The organism is Chromohalobacter sp. HP20-39 (assembly GCF_033052815.1).
GTDB lineage: Bacteria > Pseudomonadota > Gammaproteobacteria > Pseudomonadales > Halomonadaceae > Chromohalobacter.
Genome location: NZ_JAWHTP010000010.1, coordinates 65,616 through 82,705, shown reverse-complemented (window position 1 = coordinate 82,705; position 17,090 = coordinate 65,616). Strand labels below are relative to the sequence as shown.

Annotated in this window: 13 protein-coding genes; 4 read left to right on the top strand and 9 right to left on the bottom strand. The window is 62.3% G+C overall.

Translation table 11 applies throughout. The features are described from left to right. Positions 1-3: 3 nt before the first annotated feature. Positions 4-549: a hemerythrin domain-containing protein gene (locus RVY79_RS15415; RefSeq protein WP_317465336.1), complete on the bottom strand. Its 546-nt coding sequence runs from the start codon at positions 547-549 to the stop codon at positions 4-6. Between the two features lie 227 nt (positions 550-776). Between RVY79_RS15415 and RVY79_RS15410 the strand changes: the two genes are divergently transcribed. Further along, positions 777-2,111 (top strand): replication-associated recombination protein A, encoded by a 1,335-nt coding sequence (locus RVY79_RS15410; protein ID WP_317465308.1) that lies wholly within the window; start codon positions 777-779, stop codon positions 2,109-2,111. A gap of 21 nt (positions 2,112-2,132) precedes the next feature. Here the strand turns inward: RVY79_RS15410 and RVY79_RS15405 are convergent, their stop codons facing one another. The 5 genes from RVY79_RS15405 to RVY79_RS15385 all read right to left on the bottom strand — a co-directional run bounded on the left by RVY79_RS15405 (position 2,133) and on the right by RVY79_RS15385 (position 9,903). Beyond that, on the bottom strand, positions 2,133-2,555 hold the full coding sequence (locus RVY79_RS15405) for a group II truncated hemoglobin (RefSeq protein WP_317465307.1): 423 nt from the start codon (positions 2,553-2,555) through the stop codon (positions 2,133-2,135). Continuing rightward, a complete protein-coding gene (locus RVY79_RS15400) occupies positions 2,552-3,811 on the bottom strand; it encodes a hypothetical protein (RefSeq protein WP_317465306.1) in 1,260 nt (419 codons plus the stop codon). Before RVY79_RS15400 ends, RVY79_RS15405 begins: the two co-directional genes overlap by 4 nt. Beyond that, entirely contained in the window at positions 3,808-4,434 is a 627-nt protein-coding gene (locus tag RVY79_RS15395) for a condensin complex protein MksE (protein ID WP_317465305.1), read from the bottom strand. Before RVY79_RS15395 ends, RVY79_RS15400 begins: the two co-directional genes overlap by 4 nt. After that, positions 4,431-8,141 carry an ATP-binding protein gene (locus RVY79_RS15390; protein WP_317465304.1) on the bottom strand — a complete coding sequence of 1,237 codons (3,711 nt, stop codon included), beginning with the start codon at positions 8,139-8,141 and terminating at the stop codon, positions 4,431-4,433. Before RVY79_RS15390 ends, RVY79_RS15395 begins: the two co-directional genes overlap by 4 nt. 151 nt (positions 8,142-8,292) lie before the next feature. Continuing rightward, on the bottom strand, positions 8,293-9,903 hold the full coding sequence (locus RVY79_RS15385) for a BCCT family transporter (RefSeq protein WP_317465303.1): 1,611 nt from the start codon (positions 9,901-9,903) through the stop codon (positions 8,293-8,295). A 228-nt stretch (positions 9,904-10,131) separates the two neighbouring features. Between RVY79_RS15385 and RVY79_RS15380 the strand changes: the two genes are divergently transcribed. The 3 genes from RVY79_RS15380 (at position 10,132) to RVY79_RS15370 (ending at position 13,715) form a co-directional block, all read left to right on the top strand. Beyond that, positions 10,132-12,105: a RecQ family ATP-dependent DNA helicase gene (locus RVY79_RS15380; RefSeq protein WP_317465302.1), complete on the top strand. Its 1,974-nt coding sequence runs from the start codon at positions 10,132-10,134 to the stop codon at positions 12,103-12,105. Positions 12,106-12,184: 79 nt separating this feature from the next. Next, complete coding sequence (locus RVY79_RS15375; protein ID WP_317465300.1) at positions 12,185-12,541, top strand: 4a-hydroxytetrahydrobiopterin dehydratase; 357 nt, start codon at positions 12,185-12,187, stop codon at positions 12,539-12,541. Then, complete coding sequence (locus RVY79_RS15370; protein WP_317465299.1) at positions 12,525-13,715, top strand: amino acid aminotransferase; 1,191 nt, start codon at positions 12,525-12,527, stop codon at positions 13,713-13,715. The genes RVY79_RS15375 and RVY79_RS15370 overlap by 17 nt, the downstream gene beginning before the upstream one ends. 72 nt (positions 13,716-13,787) lie before the next feature. Here RVY79_RS15370 and RVY79_RS15365 read toward each other — a convergent pair whose 3' ends face one another. The 3 genes from RVY79_RS15365 to RVY79_RS15355 all read right to left on the bottom strand — a co-directional run bounded on the left by RVY79_RS15365 (position 13,788) and on the right by RVY79_RS15355 (position 17,045). Beyond that, a complete protein-coding gene (locus RVY79_RS15365; RefSeq protein WP_317465298.1) occupies positions 13,788-14,189 on the bottom strand; it encodes a hypothetical protein in 402 nt (133 codons plus the stop codon). Positions 14,190-14,306: 117 nt separating this feature from the next. Then, the gene (locus RVY79_RS15360; RefSeq protein WP_317465297.1) at positions 14,307-15,566 is read right to left on the bottom strand and encodes a D-amino acid dehydrogenase; all 1,260 of its coding nucleotides are present in this window, start codon (positions 15,564-15,566) and stop codon (positions 14,307-14,309) included. A 153-nt stretch (positions 15,567-15,719) separates the two neighbouring features. Beyond that, positions 15,720-17,045, bottom strand: coding sequence for an MATE family efflux transporter (locus RVY79_RS15355; protein ID WP_317465335.1), 1,326 nt, complete (start codon positions 17,043-17,045; stop codon positions 15,720-15,722). Positions 17,046-17,090 lie beyond the last annotated feature (45 nt).

Here is a 17,090-nt window from a genome sequence, read left to right as displayed (position 1 = left end):
CGCTCAACTCAACGGCGAAGGCGCCTCACGGAATTCGGCGTAAAGCTCCGGATAGCCTTCCTGCAGACGCGCCAGTTCGGCTTCGGCGCCTTCCGGCAGCGCCTTGGCCAACCGGTCCAGATCATCTTCGTCGAAGTGCTCGCGGATCAACGGGAACAATTCCTCGCGCTCGCCACGCAGATAGGCCCGATGCGCCTCGAGATAGGCCCGGAGGTCTTCGCTGAAGCGATCCATGGGCACTACCGCGTCCATCAGGATCATGTCGAGATCCTGAGAGAGCCGGGCCAGACGGGCATTGAGTGCCTGATAGTCGTCGGACAAACGCTGACACAGATCTTCGGCCTCTGGTGCCCGTGTGTTCAACTGCTCGGTGCACATTTGCTCGAGTGGGGCGGTGAATCCACTCATGTAGTCGAGGATGTAATCCACGACCTCTCGCATCAGCTGAAAGTTGGGACGCTCACCTCCCGCCAGAGTCTTCTGCTTGAGCTGCAACACATGCAGCAGACGCGCCATGTTGGCGTGGTCTTGGCGCAGTTGAGTCAGCATGGGCATGTACAGGCCTCCTTTGCTGTCGAAGCGTGGCAGCGCGGGGTATCCGGCAGCCTCTTTGCCAGTCTAGGCGAGAGCGGTCGAAGACTCCCACCTTCCCCGACGGGAAACATCCCATCGGGGCTCGAATGTTTTACCCTAGCGTGTATGACAAGATTACGCCTGTTGGCCGAAAGTCTAGAGACGATTTTCGGCGACTCGACTCACCCACCGGTGGCATACACATGGACCTGTTCGCTTCTTCCCAATCCGATAACACGCCGCTGGCCTATCGCATGCGGCCGCGCCGTCTCGACGACTACGTCGGCCAGGAAGCACTGGTCGGTCCCGGCAAACCGCTGAGCCGCATGGCGGAAAGTGGCGCGGTACGCTCGATGATCCTGTGGGGGCCACCGGGCGTGGGCAAGACGACCCTGGCCGATATTCTCGCCGATGCTTCAGGCGCCATGCTCGAACGCTTATCAGCGGTGATGGCCGGCGTCAAGGACATCCGGGCCGCCGTGGAACGCGCTCGCGAGGGGCAGGTGCGCGGACAGCCGACGCTGTTGTTCCTCGATGAGATCCATCGCCTCAACAAGAGTCAACAGGATGCCTTGCTGCCGCACGTCGAATCCGGGCTGCTGACGCTGATCGGCGCGACCACCGAGAATCCCTCCTTCGAGGTCAATTCGGCGCTGCTCTCGCGGGCGCGCGTCTATGTGCTGCGCAAGCTGGACGTCGACGACTTGCTGCGTGTACTGCATCAGGCCCTGACGGATACCCAGCGCGGCCTGGGAGAGCGCCATATAGAGGCCGACGAAGACGTGCTGGAAACCCTCGCGCGCTCGGCTTCGGGCGATGCGCGACGCGCACTGGGCCTGCTGGAGACGGCCTGCGACTTCGCCGAGCCTACCGAGAACGGCGAGCGCCTGACCCTGCAGGCGCTGCATGAAGTCCTGGGGCACCAGGCCAGCGCCTTCGATAAACAAGGCGATCATTATTACGACCTGCTCTCGGCGATCCACAAATCGATACGTTCGTCACGCGCCGATGCTGCGCTTTTGTACATCGCGCAATTCGTGCAGGGCGGCGGCGACCCGCTCGATGTGGTGCGCCGCCTCGCCGCCATCGCCTCGGAGGACGTCGGCAATGCCGAGCCCCGCGCCCTCCCGCTGGTGATGGCCGCCTGGGATGCCTACCTACGCCTGGGCGACTACGAAGGCCAACGCGCCATCGCCCATGCCGCACTGCATCTCGCCATCGCGCCCAAGAGTAACGCCATCGATCAGGCCTGGAACGCCGCCAAGCAATTCGTCGCCGCGAACCCCGACTTCGAGGTGCCCACCTACTTGCGCAACGCCCCCACCAAGTTGATGGAATCCCTCGGACATGGCGAAGGCTACCGCTACGCGCACAGCGAACCCAACGGCTACCCCGCCGGCCGCGCGCACGACTGCTGGCCCTCGGAGCTCCCCGCGACCACGTTCTTCGCGCCCACCGAATACGGCCAGGAAAAACGCTTCAAGCAAATGCAGGCCTGGCGCGCCGAACTCGACGCTCAGGCCGACGGGACGTCATGAGCCCCCGCCGCTTTCTCGGCCTTAACGACGGCGGCACATCTCGGCGGGGTGGCGTAGCTGGGTCAGTAGATAGCGCTTGAGGTCATCCGCTGCACCGATCTCATCCAGTGCCGTCGCCATACATGACAGCCAGGCATCGCGCTCCTCAGGGCCGATATCCAGATGGCGATGCGCCGCTGGGATGGCGATCGGTCCGAAACGCTCGCGATAACGGCTCGGCCCGCCCATCCAGCCGATCAGAAAGGTCGTCAGTTTATCGCGCGACTCGCCAAGATCGGCGGGATGCAAGGCGCGAATCCCTCGCGCCTCGGGCAAACGTTCCATGGCATCATAGAAGCGATCCACCAATTCATGTACCGCCGCCTCGCCGCCCACGGCACGCAACGTGCTGTCACCGACACCAAACACCATGGCGTCAGATATCTCATGCCGTCCGTCGTTCATGCCGAATTCGCCAGTTGCAGGGTAACGTCGTGAATCAGCCGAAGGTCATTGAAGCGGCTGGCCTGGCTCTCCGACTGATGTAGCTGAAAGGCGCGTTGCTCACTACGCGGTAGACCCTGGTACTCGGCGATCACCTGGAAAAGCCAGATCTCGTCGCCCCATTCCATGTCGCTTTCCTGCAGGTAGGCCAGCGCACTGATGCCCATGGGATCGGGGTGATCGATCACCGCCAGATAGAAACTCTCCACGTCCTGCTTGAGCGCCTGTTGGCGCGCCGCCACCCGGCTCTGCTCCTCGGCCTCGGCAGGCCGTGCAGCGGCGACCGTCTGCGGCTTGTGCACCGGCGTCGGTAGCTGGTGCACGAGGTCGGTCAGCACGTGAATGTCCGGCTCATGATCCTGGGCTGGCGCGGCAGCGGCAATCAAAGGCGCGGCTTGGTTGATCAGGTCGGGCACGTCGCTGCGCCGCGCATAGTTGCCGGGTACGAAGTTGGGATGCTCACGCAGAAACGCCGCCATGCCGCTAATCAGCCGGCTACGCGATTGCTGCTGGCGGAACCGGGCCATCAGTTCTGTCAAACGGCTCTGGACTTCACGCAGGCTGGTGTAATGCTGACTGACCTGGCGTTGCAATTGACTGATCAGCAGCTTGCGCAGGGTGCCGTCGCTACCGACCAGTTCGATCAGCTCGTCGAAGTCGATGAGTTGCAGGCCATCCAGCAGGCGCACGATCTGCTTCTGGGCACGGTCGTTTTCGCGGATCTTGTCGTTCAGGCGGCTGACGAAACCGAAATCGCTGTTGAGGCGTTGCCAGAGACTATCGATGGCATCGGCGAAACGTCCATTGAGGTCATCGACCGCCTGCCGCAGGCGCAGTAACTGCTGTTCCTGGCGCCAGTATTCACCCTGGCTCTGAGCCTCGCGGTAGCTCTGCACCAGCGTACGCACCAGCTCCAGGGTTTCGCCCACATCGGCGTTGACCTGGCGGCGGGTTTCGTCGGCCAGCATCTCGGCGATCAACTCGCGCACCCTGGGGGCCAGCTTGACGCCCCCCTGCTCGTCGGGCCGCCAGACGATGCGCGCTGCCAGCAGCCGCCGCAGTGCGCTGTCGCTCAAGGCCTCCAGCGGCACTTCATCGCGACTGTAACCCTGCATCAGGGCGTCGGCGTGCTTGCCAAGCAGCGCCAGACGCTCCACGCCAGTGCCGATCAGGCGACTTTCCAACTCATGCTCGTCGCGCACAGCAAACTCTTTCATAACAAGCTTTCCTGCGTCTGCGGGCTCTCGTCGTCGACAGGCAGGTTTTCTTCGTCGCGGATGAGCCGCACCAGATCGACGAGGTAATCGATCTTGCCGGTGACCAGATAGACCTGGCGGTCAGTGTGCGGCTGCAGCAGATAACCGTGTTCCTTGAGGCGTTTGAAGACCTGCTTCATCTGGGCGTCGAGCTGCTCGCTCTGTGAGCCGAAGAAATTATCGCCGGCGAGGCGTTCGAGCTGCTCGCGCAGGCTCTGGTTGTCCTCGCAGCGGGCACTGAGTTCGGCGGGCTTGAGCACATCGCCAGGTGCCACCAGGGCATCATGGCCCATCGCCTCCTGCATCAGTTGCAGCCATTCGAGCATCGGCATCAGGCTATGCAGCACATCGCCGAGTTGTCGCGAGAGCTGCTCGCGGGCCTCGTCGTTGAGCTGTCGCCAGGCCAGGAAGTAGACACTGCCCTCGGCATTGGTGGCCAAGCGGCGATTGAGCGGTCGCAGGTACGTGTCGATCTGCTCGCGCACTTCTTCGTCTTCGAGACGACGGAAGGCCCTGTCATCGCTCACGGCGCAGACGAACTCGCCGGCCAGCAAACGCTCCAGCAGCGGACCATGCTCGATCATGACGAGACCTCCTCGGTGGTGCGTTCCTGCAGGCGCTCGGCCAGGCGGCTCAGACGCGGTTCGATGCGCTTCAACCGGCGGCGACTGGGTTGCTCGGCGTCACGGTCGATCAGGTAGCGGTTATGGAACAACAGCAAGACGTCGGACTCGGGATTGGGAAACGCCCCGACGATATGGATGCGGTTGCTATCGCAGGCATCGAACAGCATCTCGACGTTGTGATAGGCCAGCGTCCCGATCTCATCGATGGGCCAGTGAATGGCGATCTCCGATGGTCCGCGTAACAACCGCGTGAAGGCGAGCAGGAACTTGCACAGGATCAGGTAGGCCATGCCGTGGCTCGAGGACTCGAGCAACTGGCGATCGCTTTTGATCACCAGGTCGGTGCCGCCCTCGTTCAAGTGCAGCTCGAGGCGCAGCAGGCTTTCGAAACTATATTGCTGGTCGTGACGCAGCAGGTCGACGACATCGGCCAGCGCATCCAGATAGTCATCACTGGGCAACGTCTGGCTGGAGTTCTCCCAGTCACGATAAAGCTGAGCGAAGCGCTTGAGCGGCTCCCAGAAGCCCAACTCGTCGATGGTCGACTGAATACGCACCTCGGCCTTGTTGATGCCCTCGAGGCGTAGGTCATCGGCCACCTCTTCGGACAAGCGACGGCTCTGGGCACTGATGCGTCGATTGAGGTCGCGGAAGACGGTGAAGAACTTGTCCAGATCGGCGCCCAGGTTACGTCCCTGCTGGATCAATTGCTGCTGCTGATCTTCGAGCAACTGCAGCATGCCCCGCAGCAGCGGTAGCTGACGGCGCGGATTGATGCCCTGCTCACCCGTCCCGTTGCCCGACCCACTGAACAGCTTGGCGCGCTCGGCTTCCAGGGTCTCGACGAATCCCTGACTGGCGCCCTTGATCAGCTCGCTCTCGACCTGCTCGCAGCCCTTGCGCAGGGTTTCCACCTCCCGGCTCCGATTGCTCAGCGCCTGGCGCGTACGCTCGATGCGCTCATGCACATCGCCCGGCGTTTCTCGAGGCGGCTCGCCGGCGGCACTCGGCGTTGAAGTAAGCCCTAGCCCGTTGACCTGACCAAGCAATGGCTTGAGGGCATCGATGACTTCGCGTTCATCATTACAGCGTGCCTTGAGCGTCTTGGCGGCTTGCTGGTGCGCCACCTTGGCGTCCTGAAAATCGCTACGGTATTGGTCGCGCTGGTGCTCGGCGGCCTGCTTGTCACGTGTCAGCGTCGCTTCGCGGTCGACCAGTTGCGGCTTGCGCTCGCCCCATTCGACACGCATGAAGCGCATGTAGGCATCGAGCTCGTCGCGGCGGCTTTCGGTGACGCGAATGCGCTCCTGCAGATCGCTGATGCGCTGGCGCGTCGAGCGCAGGGTTTCGGGATCACCTCCCTGGTCCTGAAGCTCCTGATCGAAGGCAGCTTCCAGTTCCTGGCGTTGACGCTGGTGCTCGGCCTTGAGGTCCTCGAGTTGTTGCTTGTACTGATCGATGCGTGCATCGAAGCTGGCCAGTTGGCTCTGGCCATCGGCCTTGAGTTCCAACAGTTGCGCTTGGTGGGTCTCATCGAGCGTACTCAGTGCCTCGCGCTTTTCCTCGCGCAAAGCCTTGTCGGCAGCCTGCTGACTGGCCAGTGCTTCTTCGGCGACTCGCCGGCGCTCCTGCTGCTGCCGAGCGTGACGTTCCTGAAGTTGATGTCGGGCATCCAGCGCGTATTCGACTTCGTCGTCGGCATGCTTGAGGGCGAGACGCGCCTGGCTCAGAGGCTCCTCGGTCCCCTGTACTCGGTCATGGCAGGCCTTGAGTTGTTTCTCGGCAGCCTGAAGGTCGGTTTCGGCGCGCGCTTGTTCGGCCTCGGCGGCATCGATAGCAGCATTGAGACTCGCCTCGTCGCGGGCATGATCGGGCAGTTCGATGGCGGCAAGATCGAGCGCCACGCCGAACAGGTCGTCGTGCTCGGTGTCGCCGAGCTGTGGCGAAAGATCACGGCGCTCGAGCAGTTCAGGCGCGATGACCTTGCCCAGATGATGCTCCCAGCCAGGACGGTGATAACGCATGAAATAGCGCAGACTGCCTTCGGCAGGATCGCGCTGACGCTGGAGTTCTTGAGAGCGCTGGTTTGCCCGATTGAGTTGCTGTTTGGCGTTTTCTCGCTGCTGCTCTGCCGTGTCGCGTTCGCGTCGCAGGGTCTCGTGCTCACGGCGCAAGCCTTCAAGACGACTGGCGGCAGCGTTGCGATCGCTCTGGGCCTGATCGACCCTGGCCTGCGCCAGCTCAGCTTCCTGAACTTCCTCGGGCACCTGGCCGGTCGAGGCGAGTTGCGCCTTGAGATCGGCCAAGCGTTCAATGCCTTGCTCGAGCCGTGTCTGGTAGGCGCCATCCAGTTCGCTGCGCTGCGTGTGGTACTGGGCTTCCAGTTCACGCTCGGATGCCCACTGCTGCTCCTGGCGAGCCGACTTTTCGTCGCCCAGTTCATTGATGAGCGCCTGGATGTCATCGCTGCGCCGCGAGAGGTTATCGGCAAGCTCGCGCAGGCGGCCATCAAGACGTGAGCGGTTGGCCGCAGAGGCCTCCTGCATCACCGCCAGATGCTCTTGCAACTGCTGGGCCTGTTCACGCCATTGCGGCAGTTCGGCCAGGTCCCGCTCCAAGGCGGGCATATCGGCCTCGGCATACTGCTCATATTGCTGCTGCAGGTCGTTCAGGCTGCGCTGGGTACGATCCAGCTCGCTGGCAAGCTCACTGATGCGGTCGTTGAACGTGTCCCGCGACTGCTCGTATTCCTGCTCGCGCGCCTGAAAGGCTTCCTGCTGAGTGTTCAGCTCGGCCTCGGTGTCGGCCAGCACGCGTTCCGCACGATGGCGGTCGGCATCCAGTTGCGGTTTGAGCTGCCAGAGTGTCGCTTCGAGATCGACGATATCGCGGTCGACATCGGCCAGTTCCGCCAGTGACTTTTGCAGCGGCTCCAGACGCATCGACTGGCGCATCTGCGCGATCCAGTCGCGCGCCTTGGTGTTGCGGATGCGAGTGACCGGCAGTTCGACGCCGTCTTCCTCGAAGATCGCCGCCAGCATGGTCTTGAGGGTGTCCATCTTGCCCTCTTTGGCATGCACCGCCGAAATCAACTTTTCCATGTGACGAATGCGCCGCTCGGGCTTGACCAAGCTGAATTTCGCGGCGGTCTGGCGCAGCTTCAAGGCCTCGCGCCGATTGCCCTGCTGCTGGGTGAAGTCATTCTGGATCACCGCGCGGTATTCGGAGGTCGCCCCGTACTTGGCCGAGAAGTCGATACCGGCGCGGCGCAACCCAGCCAACCAGTCGCCGTACTCCAGCGCCACGACACCGTCCTGGCTTTCCACCAGATAATCCTCGGGCTGGTACGGCGCACCGACGAAGCGATATTCCAGGCCGCCCTCTTTCTTGCGCGTCAGCACGGCCTGGCAGACATTGCCGGCTTCGCGACGGTATTCGTAGATCAGATAGCTGTTGCGATGCGGCAGGTAGAAAGCATCGAACTTCATCCGCGTCTTGGGGACGACCTTATTGGGAAGTTCGCCATAGAAGACCGGCACCAGTCGCTGCAGCGTGGTCTTGCCCGAGGCGTTGGTGCCACAGATATTGGTGTGGCCATCGACATCCAGTTCGACCACGCCTTCCAGATGGCCGTGGATCATCACGATACGTAGCAGGTGGGCCATGCCGCGTCCTTGGTAGTTTGCGCTTTTTTTGCAAAAGGCCATTCTACCCACCGCCGGCATGCACAACCAAGTTGGCACCTCCTCCATGCTCTCCATTGCAAGGAGCGCCCACTCACGTCGGCAGTCTCCGCAGTCTTCTGTCCCAGACTGCTTACAGATCGTCGGCCCGCGGGGGCTTGCCGACGGTTACTTCGCTGAGGTTCTCGTGGGACAAGCCGCGCAGCAACGCGAACATCATGGCGAATACCAGGATGAACATCGGCAGACCGACGACGGTGATGACCTGTTGCAAGGCGGTCAACCCGGCATCGCCGGCAAGTACGATCAACATGGCGGCCAGCGCCCCTTCGGACACGCCCCAGAATACCCGCTGATGCCAGGGGCCCGGCTCGGGCGTGCCGGTACATAGCATGTCGACCACCAGCGAGGCCGAATCCGACGAGGTGGCAAAGAAGATCGCCACGATGACCACCGCCAGGCCCTGAATCAGCGTCGCCGCCGGGAAATGCTCGAAGAAAGCGAACATCGCCAGCGGAATGCTCTGTTCCACCGCCGCGGACAACGAACCGGCCTGTGCGCCGAGCGCCGCACGCGCCTCTTCACCGATACCATCGATCTGCATCGCCGACCAGCCGAAGATTGCGAACCACACCAGGGTGAACATCGACGGCGCGAACAGTACCCCGAGCACGAATTCACGGATCGTGCGTCCGCGGGAGATGCGCGCCACGAAGATGCCGATGAACGGCGACCAGGTCACCGTCCAGGCCCAATAGAAGACGGTCCAGCTTCCCTGCCAGCCCCAGCCGCCTTTCTCGTGGGTATATTCCGCCAGCGCATCGTTCCAGAACGCCATGGGGACGATATTGGAGACGTAGATGCCAACGGTTTCGATGATCGAGCGCAGGAGGAACACGGTCGCCCCGGTGACCAGCACGAACAGCATCAAACCGACGGCCATGCCGATATTGATGTTGGACAGCACTCTCACGCCCTTGTCCAGGCCCGCCACGATCGAACACACCGCCACCGTCGTGAGAACGGCAATGATGATGACCTTGGGCAGGACGCCATCGGAGACACCCAGCAGTTCCGTCAAGCCGGCATTGATCTGCTGGGTACCCAAGCCAATCGACACGGCCACCCCGAACAGGGTGCCGAGAATCGCGAACACATCCAGTGCTTTACCCAGCGGCCCGTAGATGCGATCGCCGATCAGCGAGTAGAACACCGAGCTGAAGCGCATGGGCAGATCATAGCGGTAGATGAAATAGGCGAACGCCAGCCCGGGCAGCGTGAAGATCGCCCAAGTATGCAGTCCCAGATGATAGATCGCGAAACCCATCGCATCGTCGGCGGCTTCCACCGAGAAGGGCTCGACGTCCGGCCGTGGCGGGTTGGCGAAATGCGATATAGGCTCGGCCACCCCCCAGAACATCAGTACCGTGCCGATGCCGCCGGCAAACAGCATGGTAAACCAAGAGACGTTGCCATAAGCCGGCTTGGCATCATTACCGCCGAGGCGAATCGCACCGAAACGGCTGATGGCCACCCACAGCAGAAACACCACCCAACTGGTCACCCCGAAGATGAAGAACCAGCCGAGATTGGTGACGATCCAAGCCCGTCCGGCACCAAAGGCAGCACCGATGGGTTCAGGCGCCACGAGCAGGGCGATCAGGAAGATCACCATGATGCCGGCCGACACGAAGAAGATCGTCGGGTCGGTTTGCAGACCGAGTCTACGGGCCAGTTTTTCCATGGGTTATTCCTTTATATTTTATTGTCCTTCTAGAAATACCGTAGAAGCATATGGGCAAAGCGTCGAATGACGCGCTCAGCCAGCATCACCGGTTCCGACGATATGCGAGAATGAGCGAACTGGTGGAGTGCCAGCGGCTAGCCGCCTCCCCGTGGGTCGTATCGGCGGGTGCCAATCACCACGCCCCCGATATACTGGCCATACTCAGTTTTGCAGCGAGAGCGATCGATGATTCAGGACACCTTGCAACGCGTCTTCGGCTACGCCGACTTCCGCCCCGGTCAACGCCAGGTGGTGGAAGCCGTTACCCAGGGACGCTCGGCGGCGGCCATATTTCCTACCGGGTCCGGCAAGTCGCTCTGCTACCAGTTGCCGGCCCTGCATCTGCCTCACCTGACGCTGGTGGTCTCACCGCTGCTCGCGCTGATGCAGGATCAGCTCGATTTCCTGACCCGTCACGGCATCGCTGCGGCGAGCCTCGATTCGCGTCAAAGCCGCGAAGAAGCCTCCGCAGTGATGCGTGGCGTCAAGCAAGGCGAGATTCGCATTCTGATGATCTCGGTGGAGCGCCTCAAGAACGAGCGTTTCCGTGCCTTCCTGCGTCAGGTGCCAGTGTCACTGCTGGTCGTCGACGAGGCACACTGCCTCTCCGAATGGGGCCATAACTTTCGCCCCGACTATCTCAAGCTGCCCGACTACCAGCGCGAATTCGCCATTCCTCAGGCGCTGTTGCTCACCGCTACGGCGACGCCCCGCGTCATCGAGGACATGCGTGAAAGCTTCGCCATCGACGCCGGAGACGTCACCGCCACCGGCTTCTACCGCGCCAACCTCGAGCTCGAGGTATGGCCCACCGCCGCCGATCGACGCGCTCGCACCCTGGCCGAGTGGCTCGGCCCTCGCCTGGCGCAGACACCGCCACAGCCGAGCATCGTGTATGTCACCTTGCAGAAGACCGCCGAGCGTCTGGCCGCCTATCTCGGCAAGGCGGGCATCGATGCGCGGGCGTATCATGCCGGCCTCGACAGCCAGACCCGCGATACGCTACAACAGGCCTTCATGAGCGGCGAGGTGAATTGCATCGTCGCCACCATCGCTTTCGGCATGGGCATCGACAAGGCCGATATCCGCAACGTGGTGCATTTCGACTTGCCCAAGTCGATCGAGAACTACAGTCAGGAGATCGGCCGCGCCGGGCGCGATGGACAACCGTCCCAGTGCCTGATGCTGGGCGGACGCGACGCGCTCGGAGCGCTGGAAAACTTCGTCTACGGCGACACGCCCGAGCGCGACGGCATCGAGCGTGTCCTGCGAGACATCCATGACGCCGCGCCCCACGGCCAATGGGAGGTCCGCCTCAACGTACTCTCGCAGCACAGCAACATTCGGCCGCTACCGCTCAAGACCCTGCTGGTAAGGCTCGAACTCGAAGGCATCATCGCGCCTCGCTATGCCTATTTCGCCGAATACCGTTTCAAGTATCTGCTCGATCCGACGGCGCTGATCGAGCGTTTCAGTGGTGAGCGTCGCGACTTCGTCGCCGCGTTGATTGATGCCTCACCCCGCGCTCGGACCTGGTGCGAGCTGGATCAGGATGCACTGGCGACGCTCGGCGCCGAGCGCGGACTCGATACCTCACGCAGCCGCGTCATCAGTGCCCTGGAGTACTTCAACGACCAGGGGTTCATTCAGCTCGAAAGCAAGCAGATGACCGAGGTCTACGCCGTGCTCGCCCCCGAGATCGATATCGCCACGCTGGCCGAGCGGCTCACGGCGTATTTTCAACGCAAGGAACGCGCCGAGATCGAGCGCCTGCAGGCCATGTTGACGCTATTCGAGTCGACGACCTGTCTCAGCCGGCGCCTGGCCGACTATTTCGGCGACGCCAATGCGCCCGAGCACTGCGGCCATTGCTCGGTGTGTCGTGGCCATGTCGCGCAGTGGCCCGCAGACACAACGCGCGCACCGCTCGACCCGCGTCAGGTGGCCGCGCTGTGCGCGCCGCTGCATGAGCGACTGACCGCACTACCCGATGCACCGCCGCCCAGCGACGCGCTATTCACACGCTTTCTCGCGGGGCTCACCAACCCCGTGCTGACGCGCCTCAAGGCAAGACAGCTCGAAGGCTTCGCGGCACTGGAAGACTGGCCCTACCCGGATATCCTCTCGGCCGTGAAAGCCACATCTTCGACCCAGGCGTAAATCATGCTCCATTGCAGTAGGCCCATCCCGGCACTGGCTTCTACACTGATACAAATCACTCGAAGGAGGCGAAAACACCATGAGCGAGCTTGCCGAACTGAAATGCGAAGCCTGCAGTGCCGACGCCCCGACCATCAGCGAAGGGGAGATGCATAGCCTCGGCGCCGATATTCCCGAGTGGCGGATCGTGGAGCGCGATGGCATCATGCAATTGGAACGTGAGTTCACGTTCCGCAACTTCAAGCAGGCCCTGGCGTTCACCAACCAGGTGGGCGATCTCGCCGAGGCAGAAGGTCATCACCCGGCGCTGACCACCGAATGGGGCAAGGTTACCGTTACTTGGTGGTCGCACAAGATCAAGGGCTTGCATAAAAACGATTTCATCATGGCCGCCAGAACCGACGAGGTAGCGCAGTCCAATGTTCGAGCAGATTGAACGCGTACCCGGGGATGCCATCCTCGGGCTTATCGAAGCCTTCAAAAAGGATCCCAACCCCCAGAAGGTCGATCTGGGGGTCGGCGTTTACCGTGACGCGCACGGCAATACGCCCGTCATGCGGGCCGTCAAGGAGGCCGAGGCGCGGCTGCTGAAGAACGAGACGACCAAGAGCTATATCGGCTCGCACGGTGACCCGCGCTATGGCCAGGCAGTGCTCGAGCTGGTCCTCGGCGCGCAATCCCCGGTGCTGACCGCCAACCGCGCCAGTGCCACACAATCTCCCGGCGGCACGGGGGCACTACGTCTGGCGGCGGACTTCATCAAGTCACAACTGCCCGGCAAGGGCATCTGGGTCTCCGATCCGACCTGGCCCAACCACTTGGGTATTTTCCATGCGGCGGGCGTCGAGCTGAAAAAGTACCCGTACGTGGACGCCGACAACCGTCTCGACTTCGACGGCATGCTGGGCGCGCTGCAGCAAATTCCCGAGGGCGATGTGGTGCTGCTGCATGCCTGCTGCCACAATCCGTCGGGCTTCGACCTGTCACGCGAGCAATGGCAGCGCGTGCTCGAGGTCGTACGCGAGCGCCGCCTGCTGCCGCTGGTCGACTTCGCCTATCAAGGCTTCGGCGATGGCCTCGATGCCGACGCCTACGGGCCGCGCCTGCTGGCCGAGAACCTCGACGAGGTGCTGATCACCAGCTCCTGCTCCAAGAACTTCGGGGTCTATCGCGAGCGTACCGGCTGTATGATCATGATCGCCCGCGATAGCGAGCAGATGGAGAACGTGCGCTCGCAGATGGCCATCGTCGCCCGCGAGAACTACTCCAACCCGCCCGCCCACGGCGGCGCAGTGGTCGCCGAGATTCTCCATGACGAGGCGCTGACCAGCGTATGGCGCGAGGAACTCACCGAGATGCGTGACCGCATCAACGGACTGCGCCGCGATTTCGTGGAATCACTCAAGCCTTACGGGTTGGACGAGCGGTTCGCTTTCATCGCCGAGCAACGCGGCATGTTCTCCTACACCGGACTGAGCCCGGACCAAGTCGACCGCCTGCGCGATGAGTTTGGCATCTATATGGTGCGCTCCGGCCGTGCCAACATCGCCGGCCTGGCGCAAGAAAACCTGCCCTACGTGGCCAAGGCGATCGCCACCGTCGTCGGCTGATTGATAGCACCGCAAGCGCCCGATGCGTTCCCACGCATCGGGCGCTGTGTTTTATAACGTGCCTCGCGGAGCTTATTCCGCCACTTCGGGCAGCGTCTCCGAGCCGACCTCCTCTCGGAACATCTCTCGCGTGACCTCACCCTCGCCGCTCTCGAGTCGCTCAAAGAGCTCGAGCTGGCCGGCCTGACGCGCCTCCTCTTCGCTAAGCACGCCATCCTCGTCGGCATCCACCTGGCCGAAGGTCACCGCGTTGCGGCGCTGGTCGAGCGGGGTTTGCACACTCCCCTGACCGAAGCTGGCACCCGCGTCTGCTTTCTCGCTCACTTCGCCAGCCTCAGTCGCTTGTCCGCTCTGGTCTGGAGACGAGCCAATATCGCTTTGGGCTAGAACAACCCCGCTCATCAGCACCGAACTGCTCAATAATAACGCCAGCATGCCGGCATATCCGACACGTCGACCAGCGCGAATCGTCATCGCTGCCTCCTTAATGGCCCTCATCACACTCTACGTTGAGTACCCGGTACTGATGTACCGGGCCTGATGCAAGCCATTGGACAAGCGATACACGTGGGGATTCCATACCGCACAGGATCACGCAGCGTAACGCGCCACATTAAGCCCCTGAGGATCGATTTCCGGGCGGCGACCGGCAATCAGATCGGCCAGCAAGTGGGCACTGCCGCAACTCATCGTCCACCCCAGGGTGCCATGTCCCGTGTTGAGCCACAGGTTGTCATACCGCGTGGCACCGATGATGGGCGTCGAATCCGGCGTCATCGGTCGTAGGCCGGTCCAGAAGTCGGCCTTGGCCATATCGCCGCCTTCCGGAAAGACATCACGCACCACCATGCTGATGGTCGCGCGGCGTTTTTCCAACAGGCTCAAATCATAGGAGGCTAGCTCGGCGGTACCGCCGACACGGATCCGGTCATCAAAGCGCGAGATGGCTACCTTGAAGGTTTCATCCATCACCGTGGACTGCGGCGCACCGCCGTCGTCGACTACTGGCAGCGTCAGGCTGTAGCCCTTGACCGGGTAGATCGGCAGACGGATGTCGAGATCCTTCATCAGCAGCGGCGAGAAACTGCCCAGGCACACCACGTACGCATCGGCACTCATCGCGCCTGCCGACGTCATGACGCGTTCAACGCGGCCCGCCTGGCGCTCGATGCGCTGGATATCGACATTGAAGCAGAATTCGACACCCAGATGCTCGCGGCAATGATCGGCCAGGCGTTGAGTGAACAAGTGGCAATCACCGGTCTGATCGTCGGGCAAGTGCAGTCCGCCCACGAATTTACCCGGCACCCGCGCCAGCGCCGGTTCCACGGCGGTCACTTCCTGGGCATCGAGCAGCCGGTGACGTACGCCGCAATCGCTCAATACGCGCATGTCCTTGGCCACCGCCTCGACCTGGGAATCGTCACGAAAGAGCTGCAGTAGGCCACGCTGGCGATCCTCGTAGCGGATGCCCGTGTCGCGGCGCAAGATATCGATGCACTGCCGGCTGTACTCAGCGACACGCACCATGCGCTCCTTGTTGAGGGCGTAGCGCTCGGGCGTGCAATTATTGAACATCGCCATCATGAAGCGGGCCATGGCGGGATCGGCCTTAGGCTGAATCTTCAGTGGCGCATGTTCCTGGAACATCCATTTGAGCGCCTTGCGCGGAACACCCGGCGCCGCCCAGGGCGAAGAAAAGCCGAAGGATACCTGGCCGGCATTGCCGTAACTGGTTTCCATGGCAGGCCCGGCCTGGCGGTCCACCACCGTGACTTCGTGCCCCTGAGATGCCAGGTAATAAGCGCTGGTGACGCCGACGACACCACTACCGAGAATGAGTACGTGCATGGCCTTCCCCTGCTTGGCGCTGATTGGATGCTAAGCGAAGCGCCAGTATAGGACGGAGAAGTCAGAAAATTATGAGGTAATCGACCCAACAACCAGATTATGAAATCGATTCTTATCCACCATCTGGTTTTTACAACTTAAAGAACAGCGTTTTCAAGTACTGCCATTGGCCGCCATGCGCTGCGTCAGGGAACGCCGGAAAATACCCCAGGCGAGACCGCCTGCCAGCACGTTGCCCAGCGCGGCGCCCCAGGCAACCCCGAAGATCCCCGACAGCCAGGCGCCCACCGCCAGGCACGGCAAGTAACACACGAACAAGCGCATGAAGGACAGCAGCATGGCGCGTACCGGCCAGCCCAGCGCATTGGAGGCGGACACCACCAGCATGCATAGGCCCAGCAAGCTGTAGCTGGGCAACAACCAGCGAATCAAGGTCGCGAGTTCGTCGCGAATTTCCGGATTGCCCGACAGGGCGACCGCTATCCAAGGCGCCGCCAGTGCCATGACACATCCCAGCGCCAGTTGCCAGATCACCGCCGTGCGCACCGCCAGCCTCATCAAGGCGTCGATGCGTGGCCAATCACCAGCACCGTAGCAACGTCCCAGCCAGGGCGGCAGAGACATGGTCAGTGCCAGCACCACCATCAATGAAAGCGTTTCCAGACGGCTTGCCAGACCCCAGGCCGCGACGGCAGTCTCACCCAGTTTGGCAACGACCGAGGTCGCCAGCATCGCCGCAAGCGGCGGCATCAACTGGCTGATCATCGCGGGTCCGGCGATCGCCATGAACGGTACGGCCGAGATACGCACTTCATTGCGTAGCCCATGACGCGCCAGCCAGTCGTGGGCGCGCAGGCGCACCACCAGGAACCAGATACCGATGGCAAACGCCATCGCCGTCGCCCAGGCCGCGCCAGGCAGCCCCCAGCCCGACCAGTTACCGACACCGAAGATCAACAACGGATCGAGGACCAGATTGATCAGGCTGGTCAGTACCATGAGCTTGCCGGGCAAGCGCGTATCGCCATGTGCCCGAAACAGGCTATAGCCGAAATACAGCACCGCCCCCAACCAGTTGGCCACCAACTGCGGGCCCCAGTAGCCGCGAATCAGCTCCCGCGTGGGAGCATCGGCCCCCAGCAGCGTAAAGATCGGCGTCTGCGCGGCCCACATGATCAGCACCAGTAGCGCCATCAAAGCACTTCCACCGATCAGCACGAGACTACCCAGGCGCCTTGCTCGCGCCGTATCACCGGTGCCCAGGGTGCGCGAGATTAGCGCCGCTATGGCGATGCCCAGCCCCACCTGCACGCCGATGATCAGAAACGACAGCGGGAAGGTAAAGGTTTGTGCCGCGAGCGGCTGGGTGCCCAAGCGGGCAATGAAGGCACTATCGACGAGTTGAAAGCCCAGCAGCGAAAGCACACCGATGGCCATGGGCCAAGTTTGCTGCCACAACTGGCGACGTAGCGAGGACATGGATTCCGACACGGAAACCTCATTGCGAGTCAATGATCAAGGTAT